Genomic DNA, 16,191 nt, shown 5'->3' with positions numbered 1-16,191 from the left:
ATTAAAGTCACATTTAATAAATGTAATCAATTTGATCAATGTGACTTAAGAAAACAATAAATAGCACTGATGAGTGCTTAAACCCAAAGCAAGTGATATCTGTTTAAATATAAAAAAGCCTCAAAGAAATTTACTTTGAGGCTTTTTTAGGATACGTTTGTACATTTATCGTAAATACACTACTTCAAAACGGGCCAAAGGCGCCATTCTGGCTCGATTTAGGGATAAGTGCTTGCCATCAGCAGACAGGGTATAATTATCCACCATCTCAAGTGTTTTCATGAATGCTATTTCTGTTTCCATATTGATGCAGGCCATCATGGTAGCCGCCATTTTAGAAAATTTGATCCGGTTCATGTTTTCCAGTTCAAACATCCCATTAAAAGAATTGCAACTTCCATTTCCATGTACACGGTTACCTTCCGTATGCAAAACCATAAAGGCCTCACGTTGGCCGGGTTGATCCACTACTACCGGTTTCCCGTTCAGTTCTATCAATTTCCAGTATTTTTCAGTAATAGTTTCTTTTTGAAATTTTGTCATAGTAATCGGAGATGTACCGATCTTTCCGGTCAACCTGTTCTCTCCCACCCTAAAAACTGTTTTTTTACCGGTTTTGCCATCTTTCAATTCAATCTCATTTCCTGATCTTTTCCAGGAAAAAGTACCCTTTGATTCTGTGGTTTTTCGGTCATCATAGGTGATCGCGCTTTCCATGGTATAAGTTGAATTGGGTTCAAGGGTGAGCATAGCTACTAATTCCTTACCTTCTCCTTCAGGAATGGTGCCTTTGTATATACCTGACCAGTCCAGTGAATTCTGGCTGCTATGCATGTCCGATGTGGTTTTACAACTTCCTAAACTAAGTACAACAGCAATAATACCGATTGATTTGAGCAGGACTTTCATGATGTATGGATTTATTGAGTAATATAAAACAATTAATATTATATTTTCTGAACGTAATTAACTTGATCAATGCGACTTAAGAAAACAATAAATAGCACTGAGTGCTTAATTACTTAAAAACTGTGTTATCAACAACCATAGGTTTCTGTGTTCGTTTCAAAAATGGTGCCGTACTGTTTTAAGTAATACCTATAAATTAACGTCACACCCAATAAACGCAATCAGATGGATCAATGCAACTTAACAAAACACAAATAGCACTGAGTGCTTATTGCATTTCACGGGCAAAGGTTTCAACGGCTTTAAAATCAATTTTTGAAACAGATTGATTGCTCTTACTTATCTTCTTTATCACCAAACGTTCAAAAAAGTTCATTTTCTCCCATAGGAATTCGCCGCCCAGGTATCCTGTGGCTTTAGCATGATCCAGTAATGCTTTTGGATAGGCATTGTTCAATTCTTCTATTTCCTTTTCCTTTTCAGGAATCATTCCACACACAAAAAGACCCAATTCTTTTTGCATCAGGATATTTTCGTTCATGGAATAAAAATTGACCATTCGTTTGGCTGGATTTCCGGCATATATCGGGGTACCCAGAATAACTTTGTCATATTCCTGAATATCAGGGTTTTTATCCGACTTTAACGAAATAAGTGCCACATCCTCATTATTTTTCAATTCATTGGCGATCAATCCGGCTATTTTAGCCGTTGTTCCACGTTTGGAATAAAATATAATAGCGGTTTTCATTCAAGGTAAATTTATAAGTTCAATACAGCCCGCAGCGCCCTGTATCCTGAAGAACTGGCTTTCAGTTTATCTCCATTTTTTAAAGTAAGCTGTTGGCTTTTATTTTCATACAATTCAATGCGGGAAATCTTTTCCACATGTACAATATAAGAACGATGTATCCTGACAAACTGGTTGGACGGCAAATGAGTCTCAAAAAATTTCATGGTCTGTTCTTTTAAGTATTTTCCATCTTCCGTAATAATATGGACGTAATCGCCTTCCGCCTGTATATAAATAATATCCGGAATCGAGATCACATGTATCTTTTGTCCTGATTTCACGGTTACCCGCTCCAATAACTCAGAAACAGGTAATTCAGGTAATATTTCCTGTACAATTTCCATTCCGGTTTCGTGATCCTGAAGCGCTTCTTCTTTTTGATGACTCAAAAGCAGAAAATAACGACATCGCTGGACATACACAAAATATAACAGTAAGCCAATTAATGATTTTGTTGGCAATACAGGAATAAAAAGGGCTGATAAGGATTTCCCGAACAATATATATTCAACCAGATATCCCAATCCGGACCAGACCAACACAAACAAAACCGACAATGCCGTGTAGTTGATAAAAAGCTGGTGCGCGGGTAATGATTCAAAGTTACCGTAACGAATGGCATTCCATAACAAAAATACGAGTACGGCAAGCAGTAAGGTATGGATCAATGCGTCTATCCAGAGCATCCATCCGGAAAGAGGAAGAAGCCAACGCATGGAAAGAAAATACAATAACATAAATATACTGAATACCAGCATATATGATATTGCTTTCAATTTATTTTCAAAACCAAAGGATGGAAATAACATCTTGACAATTAGATATTTTATTAACTCTTGACCTCAATTCCTGAAAAAACATAATCCCCGAAAATGATCAATTTTCTCGATTCGTCAGTATTTCCTGCATTCCGTTTATCATGAGCGCCGCCAAAAATTGCTGAAGTATGGAATTCAACCGTCCAGTCTTCCGGAACATAGATAATGATACCACTGAATACAGCATCTGAATGAAGGTAAGTAATTCCTTCAGGAAGTGTGGTCTTACGCAGGTCTAAGGTGATACCCCCAAAGACAACTTCAATATCGCCGCCATAAAAAACGGGGTCTAAAATAATATATTCACCATTTGCAAAAACACTACTCTTGACAAATCCTTTATCAGTATGGATGCCTTCTGATTTATGGGACGTGAAATGATGTCTCTGACGATGCCATTTTACTTCCTTCGGACGGGATGCAAAACGAAAGAGCACCAGTATTCCTGCTGCAATAAGCAAGACAGGCCAATACAGTCCAACAAAATTACCGGCATCCAATCCCCGGAAAACAGAAGGAAATGCGTTGATTATCCGGGGCATAATAAAAAACCCGCCCACCATCAACAAGACGATACCTCCGGTATAATTCTTTTTAAAAAGGCTGATCAGACCGATCACAATGAGTATCATCGGCCATGAAAATACAACACTTTTCAGATGCATGGAAATATATCCGAAATTGATCCCCAGGAATAATAACCCTGCCATTACCAGCACTATACCCCATGCAACCCTGTTGTTACGTCCGGAACGATTTACATTTTTCATTTGATATTCCATTTTTCGATGTTTTTATTTTCTACAAAGATATGTGAATCGAATAGCCGGAAACAACAAAAAATCGACAAATAATACTTATCCCCCGACGAATGATTCAAGTAAAAGGTAAAGATTTACAGAGCTTCACATAAATTTGGGCGTTTCATCAATTATTTTTATCATTGTGTTTATTCCCTATTGAATAAAAGACATGAAAAAACGATCGATCATCATTTTATTTTTATCTGTTATACTCCATCCTCTTTTTCCGCAGGAACATCTTTCGCGTGTAATTACGACAGACTCTTTATATCTGGCCCCTCTGCCTGAAAACCCACGGACCAGTGAAGGTGCTTTTATCCGTCTGAAAAATAATGATATCCTGATGGTAAACACTAAATTCACAGGAGGCAGTGGCGACCATGATGCAGCCAGCCTGATAGGACGCATTTCAAAGAACGAAGGGAAAACATGGAGTAAAGAGATCCTTGTAGCTGCCAATGAAGGGTCCATGAATATCATGTCGGTGTCGCTTTTACGCTTACAGAATGGAAATATAGCCCTTTTTTACCTGGTAAAGAACCAAACGAATGATTGTTACCCTGTGATGCGAATCTCAAAGGATGAATCGGTTAGCTGGTCTTCCCCGGTCAGTTGTATACCTCCGGGTACGGGATATTATGTCCTGAACAACAACCGTGTGCTTCAACTGGAAAACGGACGCATCATCGTGCCTGTCTCCTGTCATTCAAAAGGATCTCTTTCATTCAGGGAAGACGGTGTGATATCGTGTATCTACTCGGACGACAATGGAGTCAGCTGGTCGGAAAGTCAACCTATGAAAGGACCTGAAGGCGTTATCAAACAAGAACCCGGGGTAATTCCCCTGAAAGACGGACGGTTGTTGATGTATGTACGTACAAAATCCCATTTCCAATATTTTTCATATTCTAAAGATAATGGACAAACATGGACAGAAGCTGTACAGGGAACGTTACAATCAGCAAGGTCTCCGGCCCTGATTCTTCGTAACCCTTTTACAAAGGATCTGGTGGCCGTGTGGAATGACCATCCTACAGAACGTACTCCTTTATGTATCGCTGTCTCCAAAGATGACGGACAAACATGGACCAACAAGAAGTCGATTGAAAATAACCCGGGACTCTGGTATTGCTATCCGGCACTGGAATTTCTTGCGCCTGATATGGCATTGGTCTCTTACTGTTTTGGAGACAAGAAAAAATGGGGACTGGAAGGTATGATGATCCGTAAAATTAAATTTTGAGTAAAAAGAAATACCTGATAATTTCAGATACTCCTATATCATTCAAATTTTACTTTTCCAAAAAACTCCGGACGGTGAAAATCAGGTTTTTCCGTTTTAATGGGATTCCAGCTCAAAAAGTGAGGTTCAGTAAGATCGTCCCCGCATTTATAAAAATTGGCGTGAACTATTTTCCCTTCCGGAGAATAGCCGGGATGTTGGAACAGGCAAGTATAAGGTATAGCCAACGACATACTCCAATCTGCATCTCCCTTGCGTTCCTGAAAAGCGATCTTTCCCAGGCTCGGTAAACGTCTTATCTCTCCCAGGGTGTCCATAGAAGCCGGTTTCCTGTTGCTTCGTCCTGTTCCGGCAGCCAATAAGCATACACCCGCGCAATTGAATTCGAAATTATAATAAACCCCGTCATCTGCAGGCATCACAAAAAATTCAACACACGAATCCTTCCATACCTCGCCATTATCCCTGGAAGCTACTGCACGTATGTATTTTTCTTTTACCTGATACTGTAATAAAAACTCCGTATCACTGTAAACCATTCTGAACTGCACCCATGGACGGTAATTATATTCCGGCCAGTTCACCACATCAATATTGTTCCATGAACTTGACTCTAAAGCAGTACCGACTTCCGTCCAGGATGATTTTGATCCTGTATTTGCTTTTTTTACAATTAATTCCTTCATCTTATTTATAGTTTTAGTTTAAATATTTATTCTTAAAAAGATTTTTTTTGAAAAAACCACATGGGTATCTTAATTTATGGTGCTATATTTGCTACGATATAGTATAATCTTTTTCCACATTCAATGATTACAAGTCTGATAATAGGTTTTATCTTCTATAAGTTTTTCCATAAAAAACATTTATCCAAACAAAAAAAAATCCAGGTTTGCCCTGAGAAGGTAAATAAACCCCTATCTGAATAATTTTTAAATATCTGTTGTAAATATAAACAATTATATTCACAAAAATGGAAAGACGGCATTTTGTAAAAGCAGCTTCAATATTAGGTATAGCCGGAACTATGCCGGCTGCTGCAAGCGGAACACAGCAACACCTGGCGGAAACACAAAAATCTACCGGTGCACAGGACCGCAAATACTGGGCTGATCTGTTGTACCGGATCTCTGCACCCATTTTATATTATATGAGCAAAGGAGAGCTCAAAAAAAACATGTTATTGGACGTAAGTCCCAAATGGGATAACCGTGATAAAAATGTAAGCTATCTGGAAGCATTTGGACGGCTTACGGCAGGAACATCCCTATGGTTTTCCTTACCGGATGATCAAACACCGGAAGGGGAAAAACGGAAGCAGTTGTATGATTGGACCCTTCAAAGTATGGCTCATGCGGTTGATCCGTCAAGTCCGGATTACCTGGCTTGGACTGCCGGTTCACAACCATTGGTAGATGCAGCTTTTCTTGCCCACGGATTGATCCGTAACATGCCGAAACTATGGGAGCCTCTTGATAACATCACTAAAGGAAGGGTCATTAAGGAATTTAAAGAAATAAGAAGGGTAAAACCATATAACAGTAACTGGTTATTGTTCGGCGCCATGCCGGAAATATTCCTTTTACTGGTCGATGAAGAATACAACACGGAACGGATCGAACACGCCATTAATAAAATTAATGGCTGGTACGTAGGTGACGGATGGTATAGTGATGGAGATGTATTCCATATGGATTATTACAATAGCTATGTAATCCAGCCCATGCTGGTAGATATTTTAGATGTATGGATAAATAAAGCCGGAAAAATGCCCCAATCCGTTTATGAAACCGCATTTAAACGAATGCAGCGTTATTCCGAATTTCTTGAAAGGATCATTTCCCCGGAAGGGACGTTCCCGGCTTTCGGGCGTTCTATCACATACCGTGTAGGCGCTTTTCAACCATTGGCCCAAATGGCATACCTCGACAAATTACCGAAAAGTATCACTCCGGCACAGGTTCGTTGCGGATTAACCGCTGTAATGAAGCGGATGTTCGCCAACAAGAACAATTTTGATAAGAACAATTTCCTTCAGTTGGGATTTGTCGGTCACCAACCTAATGTTGCCGACTCTTATACCAATACCGGTAGTCTGTACCTTACTTCTCTCGGATTCCTACCGTTAGGGCTGCCTGCTGATCATGAGTTCTGGTCCGCGCCGGCTGCAGACTGGACTGCAAAAAAAGCATGGAACGGAGAAGATTTCCCTAAGGATGCTGCCACCAGATACTAACACCTTATCTTTTTTACCTGTTGTGAAATATATATTTCTTTCATGATATGTATCTGCTCCTGAAACTATTTATCCCGTTATGTATCATATATTCCGGTTATCCGAATAACAAAGATTACCTTTCGGTCACCAGGGATAAAGGGATCCGCGGAAATCATGTGGTTCATCTGGAACCTGAAAAAGAAAAAATAATCCGGAATCCGATGATGGGATGGGCCTTATATGCTGACGCCTATCATCCGGACATGAAATTCTGGCAAAAATTTGACCATATCTCAGTACAAGGGCACGCATCTCCGGTGAAAGCATCTGATTATGCCACTCATTTATATATACGGTGGCCATGGAGCGCTTTGGAAAAAGAGGAAGGGGCATATGCCTGGGAATATGATGAATTTTTCCTCCTCCTGGAAAGAGGAGCCGAAGAAAGGGGATTAAAACTGGCTTTCAGGGTATATGTGGACAGCAGGGACTACCGTACATCATCTACACCGGAATATGTGAGAATGGCCGGGGCCAAAGGGTATATGGGAAATACGGGAAAATGGTCCCCGTATCCTGATGATCCTGTTTTCCAGGAAAAATTTGAAAAATTCATCCGGGCTTTTGCTGAACGCTATGATGATCCCGGAAGAGTGGAATTTGTAGATGGTTTCGGATTAGGAAAATGGGGTGAAGGACATAGTATCGAACTGACCGATAAAGGCAATTATATCCCGATGTTTCATTGGATCACCCATTTATACCTGACATCCTTCAAAAAAATCCCTGTTGCGATCAATTATCATGTTGAAATAGGGAAACCATTATTGACCGAAGCTTTCGAACAAGGTTATATACTAAGGCACGATGCTTTTGGGATGAGCCAGTACTATGGTGATTTTGAGAAATCCATAGTGCAGGAACAATTTCCCCGAAGGCCGGTTATTGCAGAAAGCGGATGGTGGATGAACGGAAATGAAAACTGGTATCAAAGAGATCCTAACGGGTATAAAACATGGCAGGATGTCTGGGGACAAACACTTCAGGATGCGTTAAACGAACATGCGAACATTCTGGATCTACGGAACATTGCCGAAACCAGGTCATGGATGGAACATTCGCTTGACCTGGTAAACCGGTTCATTGCAGAAGGCGGTTACCGGCTATATCCCGACCATATATCTTTACCGGCAACCATGAAAAATAACACCACTATATCAATTATCCACCGGTGGAATAATCTGGGGGTTGGGGTATGCCCATCCAATATAAAACAATGGAACCAAAAATACCAGGTAGCATTTGCCCTGCTCGACCAGAATACCCAAACTCCTCAGAAAATATTCATCGATCCGAATGCCGAACCGTCACAATGGATTAAAAACAAGCCGGTAACCTATAAGCATCGTCAAGAAATAAAGGATATCCCTGAAGGAATATATACATGGGGAATTGCCATTGTGGATACTTCCCAAAATAATACAAAAGGCATCAATATATCCGTTAAAAGAAATACCGGACCTACAGGATGGGTCCCGCTATTCGATGTAACCGTAAAATAACCGGTAGAAAATCGTACCTTGTGTAAAACCAGACATGATCTACAACATGCAAATGAAAAATAATTTCTATGGGTCTCTATCCGTTATCTTATTTATCCTATATTTATGTGGCTCCTCTCCTCTTCTATCCCAGGAAGTTAACGAGCAATGGATAAAAGAACATTATTCAAAACAGGAATTAATGATAGAAATGAGGGATGGTATCCGGTTGTTTACTGTTGTGTATCTACCGAATGAAACAAACAGTAAATATCCGGTATTGATCCACCGGACACCTTATTCCTGCAGGCCTTATGGCGTCGATCATTATCATCCGCAATTATGGAAAACATACTGGAAAGAATACATGAAAAAAGGATATATCTTTGTTTTTCAGGATGTCAGGGGAAAATGGATGAGTGAGGGAGTCTTTGAAGACATGGTCGACATGCCTTCGGATACTTATGATACGGTAGATTGGCTGGTCAGGAACATACCATCAAATAACGGATGTGTGGGACTTTTCGGCATATCATATCCTGGGTTCTATGCTATGAAAGGCGCATTAAGCGGTCATCCGGCAATTAAGGCTGTGAGCCCGCTGGCCCCTCCTGTTGATTGGTTCATGGGCGATGACTTTCATCATAACGGGGCCTTAATGCTGGAAGATGCCTTCGGGTTTCATACGAACCAAGGACAGCCCCGTCGACACCCCACATCTGTACCTGGAAAACGGGTGGAATATTACCGGACGGATAATTACAGTTTCTATTTATGTCAGGGTACCATAAAGAACCTCACCCGTTTAACCGGTGACAGCATACGTTTCTGGAATGATATGGTACAGCATCCGGATTATGATGAATGGTGGAAAGCACGCGACTTACGACGTTCCTGCCATGATGTGGCACCTGCCATATTGATTGTAGGCGGACTCTTCGACACAGACGATTGTTTTGGTGCGTGGAACTTATATAAAACCATAAAAAAACAAAGTCCGAAGACTGACCTGCGACTGGTATTCGGCCCCTGGTTCCACGGATCCTGGGCGCAGGACAATTTCACTTCACTGGGACATATCCGTTTGAATAGTAATACCTCGGAATATTACCAAAAGAACATTGAATTACCCTTTTTTAATTATCACTTAAAAGAACAGGGAAATATCAGCAAAATACCCAAAATAACCGTGTTTTTTACGGGAAGTAACCAGTGGAAAACATTTGATGACTGGAAGCCTGGTAACAAAAATAACCATTCTTTGTACCTGCATGAAAATGGCATTTTGGGATTTGAACCGCCGGAAAACCCATCTTCTTCAACAGGTTATTTGTCTGATCCTTCACACCCTGTACCTTATATGGATGGTGTTCAGAAAAACAGGGTTAAGGAATATATGGTCAATGACCAACGCTTTGCATCCCGCCGTCCGGATGTCATCACATTCCAGAGCAATATTCTTCTGGAGGACATTAGCTTATCCGGTGAAATTACAGCAGAAATATATGCAGCCATTACCACGACCGATATAGATTTTGTGGTGAAAGTGATTGATGTGTTTCCCGATGATTTTTCCTATGATGGTGAAAAATATCCGATGGGTGGCTATCAGATGTTGGTCAGGGGTGATGTAATGCGGGGCCGATACCGTAATAGTTTCGAACATCCTGAAGCATTTGTTCCCGGACAGAAAGAACTGATCCGCTTCGAACTACCTGACGTGGCACATACTTTTAGAAAGGGACATCGTATCATGGTACAGATACAAAGTTCCTGGTTTCCTTTGGTGGATCGTAATCCACAACAATTTGTCAATATCTACCAATGTGATGAAAAAGAGTTTGTCAGCTCCGGAGTAACGGTTTTTCACGAAAAAGATGCTGCTTCAAGGATCATTTTCTCTACTCTTCAATGATTACGTTCCGAAACCAAAAAGGGAGATTCCATATTGAGACCTTCCTGTTTGAAAACATCCTGGATATTCGTATGAAGTTCGGTCATTATTTGCGGTATGGCATCGGCGTTTGAGATATATACATTAACCTGGTAAACGTTATAATAATCTTCCAATCCCAGGTCCAGGACAAAGGGCTCTTTTTCCCGGATGATATTTTTTGTCATTTTTGCTGCTTTAACCAGGCATTCATGCACCTTTTGCCAGGGAATGTCGTAACCTACAGATATATTGGTATGTATAATCAGTCCGTAATCCCGTGCCGATGCACTGTAATTGGTAGTGTGTGATGACATTACAAAAGAATTGGGAATTGTGATCACTTCATTCTTCGATGTTTTTATACGTGTAACAAAAGATGTTTTCTCAATCACATTCCCCTCGGTATCATTGAGTTTTATCCGGTCACCGATCTTAAAAGGCCGCATATAAGTAATGACCATTCCGGCAATGATATTGCTGATGGCTGTGGTAGAACCCAATGAAACGATCAATCCCACAAAAATGGATATTCCCTGAAAGCCCCCTGAAGAAGCACCGGGGAGATGAGGATATATCATAGCGATCATAAAAGCATAGAGCAGGAATTTTATGATATGATAGGTCGGCATTGCCCAATCGGTGTAAAATCCCGGGATCTTGAGTTTTTCATTCTGTACTTCCCTGGAAACATAAGCAACCCCTTTGACTAAATACCTAATACATAACCATATGATAGCTATGGTAAATAAATTGGGTATATAATTAACAATAGATATTACAATAGATTTGATGGGGTTGATAATATAACCGAATAATACGGAAGCCAGTTTTTTTGTTTGCGGGAAAACAGAAAAAATCAGCGGAATGGAGATCAGTAATTGCAGGAATATAACAACATACCTCATTATATTTCCACCGGCGATACAGATTTTTGCCAGGTTTTTAGGGCTTAACAATTGGTAATTCCTTATTACAAGCGGTTTAAACCATTTGTTTGTATTCTTATTGATCAATGCCTTTAATCTTCTATACAACCAATTTGTCAGGAATAAGAAAAGGACCTGAATGACCAGTATAAGCAGGAACAAGCCTATTCGTTTAAATACCTGCAGCAGGCTGTTCTTATGTTGTAATGTTTTTACAGCACTGATGACCGCTTCTTTCTCAATCTTAGCAAGTGACTCCATATCCATGTTCATCCATAAAGCATCAATCTGTGTAACAGACATAATAACTTTATGACCATACATGATTTCCGTTTGCATTCCGTCTTCCAACAAAAGAAGATAGATCGAATCCGGAATAACACCCCTATCCTTCCCCAACTCAATGATCCTGTTTTCAGCATTTTCAACCCTGTCATGAACAGTAACTCCGCCACGGGCGGCATATAAAGAAAAAAGGGTATCTCCTTCAATAACCAAGGGTACTCCATTGGATATTTGCCTGAGAGAATCGATTCTTATCCTTTGCCGGGCCTGTTTCATGGAATCGGAAGCATGTGTAAATTTCGACCTGGATAATTGGTCCAGATATACCGACTCATTCATCTTCATCAGTTCCAATTGCCCGGTCAATTCGGCAATTCTCAAAGAATCTTTCAAAGAACGATCTTTGTTTTCTATTTTTTTGTCAGTACCGAAAATATTCCCAGTAATTTTTGATATCTGAGCGTCAATTGGATATGGTACGAAAAAGCAGAAAAGAATGAATAATAAGCAGATATTTTTCATCTGTACAAAATTGTTTTTAGGGTCATATCTAATGTCAGATTTCGTTCATTATGGCAGGTATACTTGTTATGTATATGGACATTTCATGTAATGGATGAAAGTATTGGTGATTTTTCAGGAGCCAAAGATAACAATAATTACTTTTTGATATCATTCATAGGACTTAACTAAAACACATCATTGGTCTTATATGTTTCTGAAATAAAACAAAAACAGATCTCCTCGAAAACCATATAGGGTTTTATATGTAAATCAGTAATTAGTCCTATGTTTTCAATTTTCCTTAAATTTTGCTTTTAATGTGCTTCTTGTTTCTTTGTTGCCTGATAAACAAGTCGGTTAATAACAACAATAGTAATCCGATACCCAGGATAATTATTCGTTTGTTAGATGATTCGGAGAATAAGTCAGCCAGATATCTAAAAGGTTGAAACAACAAATGTATGAACTCGCCCGCTCCTTTTAAATATTCTTTTACAGGAAGATATGTACTAATAAAGTAACCGGCAATGATACACCCAATCATCCCGAAACATATCATTAATACATAAGTAAATATAATATACCGGCGTTGCACATTCTTTGCCTGTTCAGCAGCACATACAATTTGTTCCATGGTACGTGATGTGAAATCAGGAGACGGATGTTCAATAGGTAAATAACTAAATAATTCTTTTAGTTCATGATCCCGGTTATGTGGTGCATTCATCCTGTTCGATTTTTTTTATTTCGTGATATAACTTTTGTCGTATACGATGTATGCGTACTTTGGCATTACTTGTTGACATACCTGTTATTTCAGCTATTTCATCCATTGATTTACCATGCTGGTAATACAAAGATATTAAAATTGCATCATCAGATGATAAAAGAGCCATTGATTGCTGTAATTTTTGCAACCGGATTTCCCGAAGATCATCTACGTGTTCCGGATATGTGTCTTCCGTTATTTCTTCGTTTATTTCAATGGTTACCGGTTTTACCCTGCGCATTTGTGATATGGCTGTATTATAGGCAATTCGGCATAACCATGTCGAAAAACAGGACTCATTACGGAACTTATCTAAAGACAAAAATGCTTTCACAAAAATATTCTGTGTGAAATCTTCTGCATCTTCACGATGACGTAAAATCTTAATGACCAAAGAATAGACCAAAGCCTGATACCTGTCCACTAATACGGAAAAAGCGGCGGTATCTCCGGCCAGCGTGCGTTCAATATAAATGATATCGTCACCTGTCTTCATTCTAATAATTATAGACGCAGGAATTATCTTCCGGTTACAATGGTCTGTTACAAAAGTCAAAAATATTTCCGACAACTATTTATTTTATAAAAAAATAACACAACAATTGTAACCAAAATTAATAAATACGTCTATAATAATTGACAGGATAAATGTTCAACCTTAAAATACCTTATATCATGAACGGATTAACACCAATAGTAATTGTTTTAGGACTTGCATATGCATTTTATAAACTAGTAGAGTTATTTGCCCGCCGCAAAGAAAGAATGGCTCTGATAGAGAAAATCGACTTAAAAAGCGGTATAGTTGTATCTCCTGATATGATTGACTGGCTTTCACCCTCTTCCAGAAATATTTTTACCTCACTTAAGATCGGGCTTTTGCTTACAGGATTAGGCTTGGGATTGATCCTGGCCATTATTTATATTAATATTCCCGATCTTTCGATCAGGGACCGGGATATGGTCTATCTGGCATCAATGATGTTTTTCGGGGGGCTAGGATTAGTTATTGCATATCTGGTCGAAAACAAGAAAGAAAAAAAATAATTTGTTGTAACGGTTGGTAAATTCCTTGTTAACTATTTTCGAGATAGTTAATGAGGAATTCTTCTATTATCGTCAAAAATTCCCATATGTATTAGCAAAATTTTTTATATGTTTTATTTGCATATTAGAAATTAGACATTACCTTTGCACCGCTTTTAAAGCAAAACCTTCCTCAGTAGCTCAGTTGGTTAGAGCACCTGACTGTTAATCAGGGGGTCCTAGGTTCAAGTCCTAGCTGGGGAGCGAAAGACTGTAACTATTTGAAAGTAAGTAGATTGCAGAAGAGAATTAGGGGAGTGAACCAAATCCCACAATCCGTTAAACCTGAAACGTTTAACGGATTTTTTATTGCTATAAATCTTCCTAAATTTCATAAAATCGTTACTAAATCATTACGGATTTTTGGATATTTTTTCGTAATGATTTAACTATTAATGCACTTATTCACAGTCTATTATTGGCTAAAATTATGGTTCTTTACTTATTTTTGTTTTAAATTATCTATCTGAAAATTTAAAACTAAGTAAAGCATGAAATGTACATTCAAAATTCTTTTTTATATTAAAAAAAATGAAGTAAAGAAAAATGGTAAATGTAGTGTAATGATTCGCATTACAATTAACGGAAACAATAAGCAATTTTGTTCTTCAATAGAGATAGAGCCAGCTTCATGGGATACCAAAAATGGAAAAACAACCGGAAAGACCAAAGAGACCAAATTGATTAATGAGACCTTAGAAAGCATTAAATCTTCAATACATTACCATTATATGCAACTAAGAATGATTCATAATACAGTAACAGCTATTCAGGTTAAAAATGCATATCTAGGTATTGAAGAAAAGGAACAATCGTTACAGGAAGAAAAAGAAACGTTGCTATATTATTTTGATTTTATTATTGGCCTACAAAAGAAAAGGTTTGAAATAGGAGACATTACACTTGAAACAGTTGAAAAGTATGAATACTCTAAGAGTTATATGATTGCTTTTCTTGCTGATGAGTATAAATTAACAAATATTTCAATTCATAAAATAGACTATGAATTCATTATAAATTATCGGATTTATTTAAGAAAAGATGACAAAATGGGACATAACCAAGCTTCAAAATATATGCAGAAATTCAAAAAAGTAACGAGATTTGCATATGATAATGGGGTTTTATTGAAAAACCCATTTGGACGGTTTGAAATAACATTCACTGAGACCATTAAATTACCATTAGAAGAAAACGAATTAATTTCCATAATTGGAAAAACATTTAAAACCGAGAGACTAGCACAAGTTCGGGATGTGTTTGTTTTCTGTTGTTTCACGGGCTTATCTTATTGTGATGCATTCAAATTAGATGAAAATAGTTTTACAGAATATTGTGGAGAAAAGTGGATAAATACACCAAGGAAGAAAACGGCTAATCCCTCCCTTATACCGGTCTTGGAAATACCTAAGTTAATTTTAGAAAAATATAGGGATAAACAGAAAAAGGGAAAACTTCTTCCTATTCTTACCTGTCAAAAGATGAATGATTATTTAAAGGAAATTGCCGATTTTTGCGGTATAAATAAAAATCTGACTACTCACACAGCGCGACATACTTTCGCCACAACAATTACTCTGGAAAAAGGAGTACCTATAGAAACGGTTCAAAAAATGTTAGGTCATAAAAATATCAAGACAACAGCAGTTTATGCAAAACTAACAAAAAATAGGATTAAGCAGGATATGATGGAAATGTTAGAAAATAAAAGTTTAGAAAGCTTAGAAAATTCATTTAAAAGATCCCAATGAATAGCATTGCCGTATTTTTAGGGGGCAATAAGATCGCAAAAAAATGAAATGAAATCCAAATTTAAATCCATGTGTATCTACTTAGTATTAGTCATACACACGAGGAAAGTAAGTGCCTGATTGTTGATAAGTTATCCGCTAAAGAATTGCACGAGTGAAAAAGAAACAATAAATTTGCACAGTAAAGCAATAAATATGTCTGAAAGAGCAATTAATCGAATTAAGGTTATTCTTGCAGAAAAAAGACTAACCAACAAATGGCTGGCAGCACAATTAGGTAAAACAGAATCAACTGTTTCCCGATGGTGTACTAATGAAAAACAGCCGACAATTGAAACTTTTGTTGAAATTGCAAATATTCTTAATATTGATGTAAGAGACTTATTTTATTCCACATATGAAAAATAAAACAACACTTAAAGCAGTAGATTTCTTTTGTTCTGCAGGTGGTGTTACCTGTGGTTTTAAAGAAGCAGGTATAAACGTATTGGGAGGAATAGACATTGATCCCAATTGTGAGATTACATATGAAAGAAATAATAATGCAAAATATTTATGTGCAGATGTTTCCAATTTAAACATAAAGTCGTTATCTAAGATCTTTAATAT

At 38.1% G+C, this 16,191-nt stretch carries 16 protein-coding genes and 1 tRNA gene; 9 read left to right on the top strand and 8 right to left on the bottom strand.

Going from position 1 to position 16,191, the window contains the following annotated elements; translation table 11 throughout:
* Positions 1-165: 165 nt before the first annotated feature.
* The 4 genes from LBQ60_20530 to LBQ60_20515 form a co-directional block, all read right to left on the bottom strand.
* Positions 166-909: an META domain-containing protein gene (locus LBQ60_20530; protein MDR2040310.1), complete on the bottom strand. Its 744-nt coding sequence runs from the start codon at positions 907-909 to the stop codon at positions 166-168.
* 268 nt (positions 910-1,177) lie between these two features.
* Positions 1,178-1,660: a flavodoxin domain-containing protein gene (locus LBQ60_20525; protein ID MDR2040309.1), complete on the bottom strand. Its 483-nt coding sequence runs from the start codon at positions 1,658-1,660 to the stop codon at positions 1,178-1,180.
* Positions 1,661-1,671: 11 nt separating this feature from the next.
* Complete coding sequence (locus LBQ60_20520) at positions 1,672-2,478, bottom strand: LytTR family transcriptional regulator DNA-binding domain-containing protein (protein ID MDR2040308.1); 807 nt, start codon at positions 2,476-2,478, stop codon at positions 1,672-1,674.
* Positions 2,479-2,531: 53 nt separating this feature from the next.
* On the bottom strand, positions 2,532-3,290 hold the full coding sequence (locus tag LBQ60_20515; GenBank protein MDR2040307.1) for a cell wall-active antibiotics response protein: 759 nt from the start codon (positions 3,288-3,290) through the stop codon (positions 2,532-2,534).
* A 202-nt stretch (positions 3,291-3,492) separates the two neighbouring features.
* Here LBQ60_20515 and LBQ60_20510 point away from each other — a divergent pair, with 202 nt between their 5' ends.
* Positions 3,493-4,566, top strand: coding sequence for a glycoside hydrolase (locus tag LBQ60_20510; GenBank protein MDR2040306.1), 1,074 nt, complete (start codon positions 3,493-3,495; stop codon positions 4,564-4,566).
* 38 nt (positions 4,567-4,604) lie between these two features.
* Here LBQ60_20510 and LBQ60_20505 read toward each other — a convergent pair whose 3' ends face one another.
* Positions 4,605-5,252 (bottom strand): hypothetical protein, encoded by a 648-nt coding sequence (locus LBQ60_20505; GenBank protein ID MDR2040305.1) that lies wholly within the window; start codon positions 5,250-5,252, stop codon positions 4,605-4,607.
* A 287-nt stretch (positions 5,253-5,539) separates the two neighbouring features.
* On the opposite strand from LBQ60_20505, the gene LBQ60_20500 reads away from it, so the two are divergent.
* From LBQ60_20500 to LBQ60_20490, 3 genes are read left to right on the top strand one after another with little or no spacing between them, the layout of a single operon-like run.
* Positions 5,540-6,802 (top strand): DUF2264 domain-containing protein, encoded by a 1,263-nt coding sequence (locus LBQ60_20500; GenBank protein MDR2040304.1) that lies wholly within the window; start codon positions 5,540-5,542, stop codon positions 6,800-6,802.
* Between the two features lie 47 nt (positions 6,803-6,849).
* On the top strand, positions 6,850-8,346 hold the full coding sequence (locus LBQ60_20495) for a DUF4832 domain-containing protein (protein ID MDR2040303.1): 1,497 nt from the start codon (positions 6,850-6,852) through the stop codon (positions 8,344-8,346).
* 52 nt (positions 8,347-8,398) lie between these two features.
* Positions 8,399-10,240, top strand: coding sequence for a CocE/NonD family hydrolase (locus LBQ60_20490; protein ID MDR2040302.1), 1,842 nt, complete (start codon positions 8,399-8,401; stop codon positions 10,238-10,240).
* Here LBQ60_20490 and LBQ60_20485 read toward each other — a convergent pair.
* The 3 genes from LBQ60_20485 to LBQ60_20475 form a co-directional block, all read right to left on the bottom strand.
* Positions 10,234-11,994 carry a mechanosensitive ion channel family protein gene (locus LBQ60_20485; GenBank protein MDR2040301.1) on the bottom strand — a complete coding sequence of 587 codons (1,761 nt, stop codon included), beginning with the start codon at positions 11,992-11,994 and terminating at the stop codon, positions 10,234-10,236. The two genes, LBQ60_20490 and LBQ60_20485, sit on opposite strands and share 7 nt — an antisense overlap.
* A 283-nt stretch (positions 11,995-12,277) precedes the next feature.
* Positions 12,278-12,703, bottom strand: coding sequence for a hypothetical protein (locus LBQ60_20480; protein ID MDR2040300.1), 426 nt, complete (start codon positions 12,701-12,703; stop codon positions 12,278-12,280).
* Positions 12,687-13,241: a sigma-70 family RNA polymerase sigma factor gene (locus LBQ60_20475; GenBank protein MDR2040299.1), complete on the bottom strand. Its 555-nt coding sequence runs from the start codon at positions 13,239-13,241 to the stop codon at positions 12,687-12,689. Before LBQ60_20475 ends, LBQ60_20480 begins: the two co-directional genes overlap by 17 nt.
* Before the next feature lie 179 nt (positions 13,242-13,420).
* Here LBQ60_20475 and LBQ60_20470 point away from each other — a divergent pair, with 179 nt between their 5' ends.
* From LBQ60_20470 to LBQ60_20450, 5 genes are all read left to right on the top strand, one after another.
* On the top strand, positions 13,421-13,792 hold the full coding sequence (locus LBQ60_20470; GenBank protein MDR2040298.1) for a DUF6249 domain-containing protein: 372 nt from the start codon (positions 13,421-13,423) through the stop codon (positions 13,790-13,792).
* 169 nt (positions 13,793-13,961) lie between these two features.
* A tRNA-Asn gene (locus LBQ60_20465) sits at positions 13,962-14,035 on the top strand.
* A 287-nt stretch (positions 14,036-14,322) separates the two neighbouring features.
* Positions 14,323-15,582 carry a site-specific integrase gene (locus tag LBQ60_20460; GenBank protein MDR2040297.1) on the top strand — a complete coding sequence of 420 codons (1,260 nt, stop codon included), beginning with the start codon at positions 14,323-14,325 and terminating at the stop codon, positions 15,580-15,582.
* A gap of 195 nt (positions 15,583-15,777) precedes the next feature.
* Positions 15,778-15,990 carry a helix-turn-helix domain-containing protein gene (locus tag LBQ60_20455; GenBank protein MDR2040296.1) on the top strand — a complete coding sequence of 71 codons (213 nt, stop codon included), beginning with the start codon at positions 15,778-15,780 and terminating at the stop codon, positions 15,988-15,990.
* The coding region (locus LBQ60_20450) for a DNA cytosine methyltransferase (protein ID MDR2040295.1) at positions 15,980-16,191 on the top strand (212 nt) is incomplete at its 3' end. The genes LBQ60_20455 and LBQ60_20450, both read left to right, overlap by 11 nt.

Source organism: Bacteroidales bacterium, from assembly GCA_031275285.1.
Lineage (GTDB): Bacteria > Bacteroidota > Bacteroidia > Bacteroidales > UBA4181 > JAIRLS01.
Note: the sequence above shows the minus strand (reverse complement) of the source record. Positions and strands in the feature narration are given on the sequence as shown.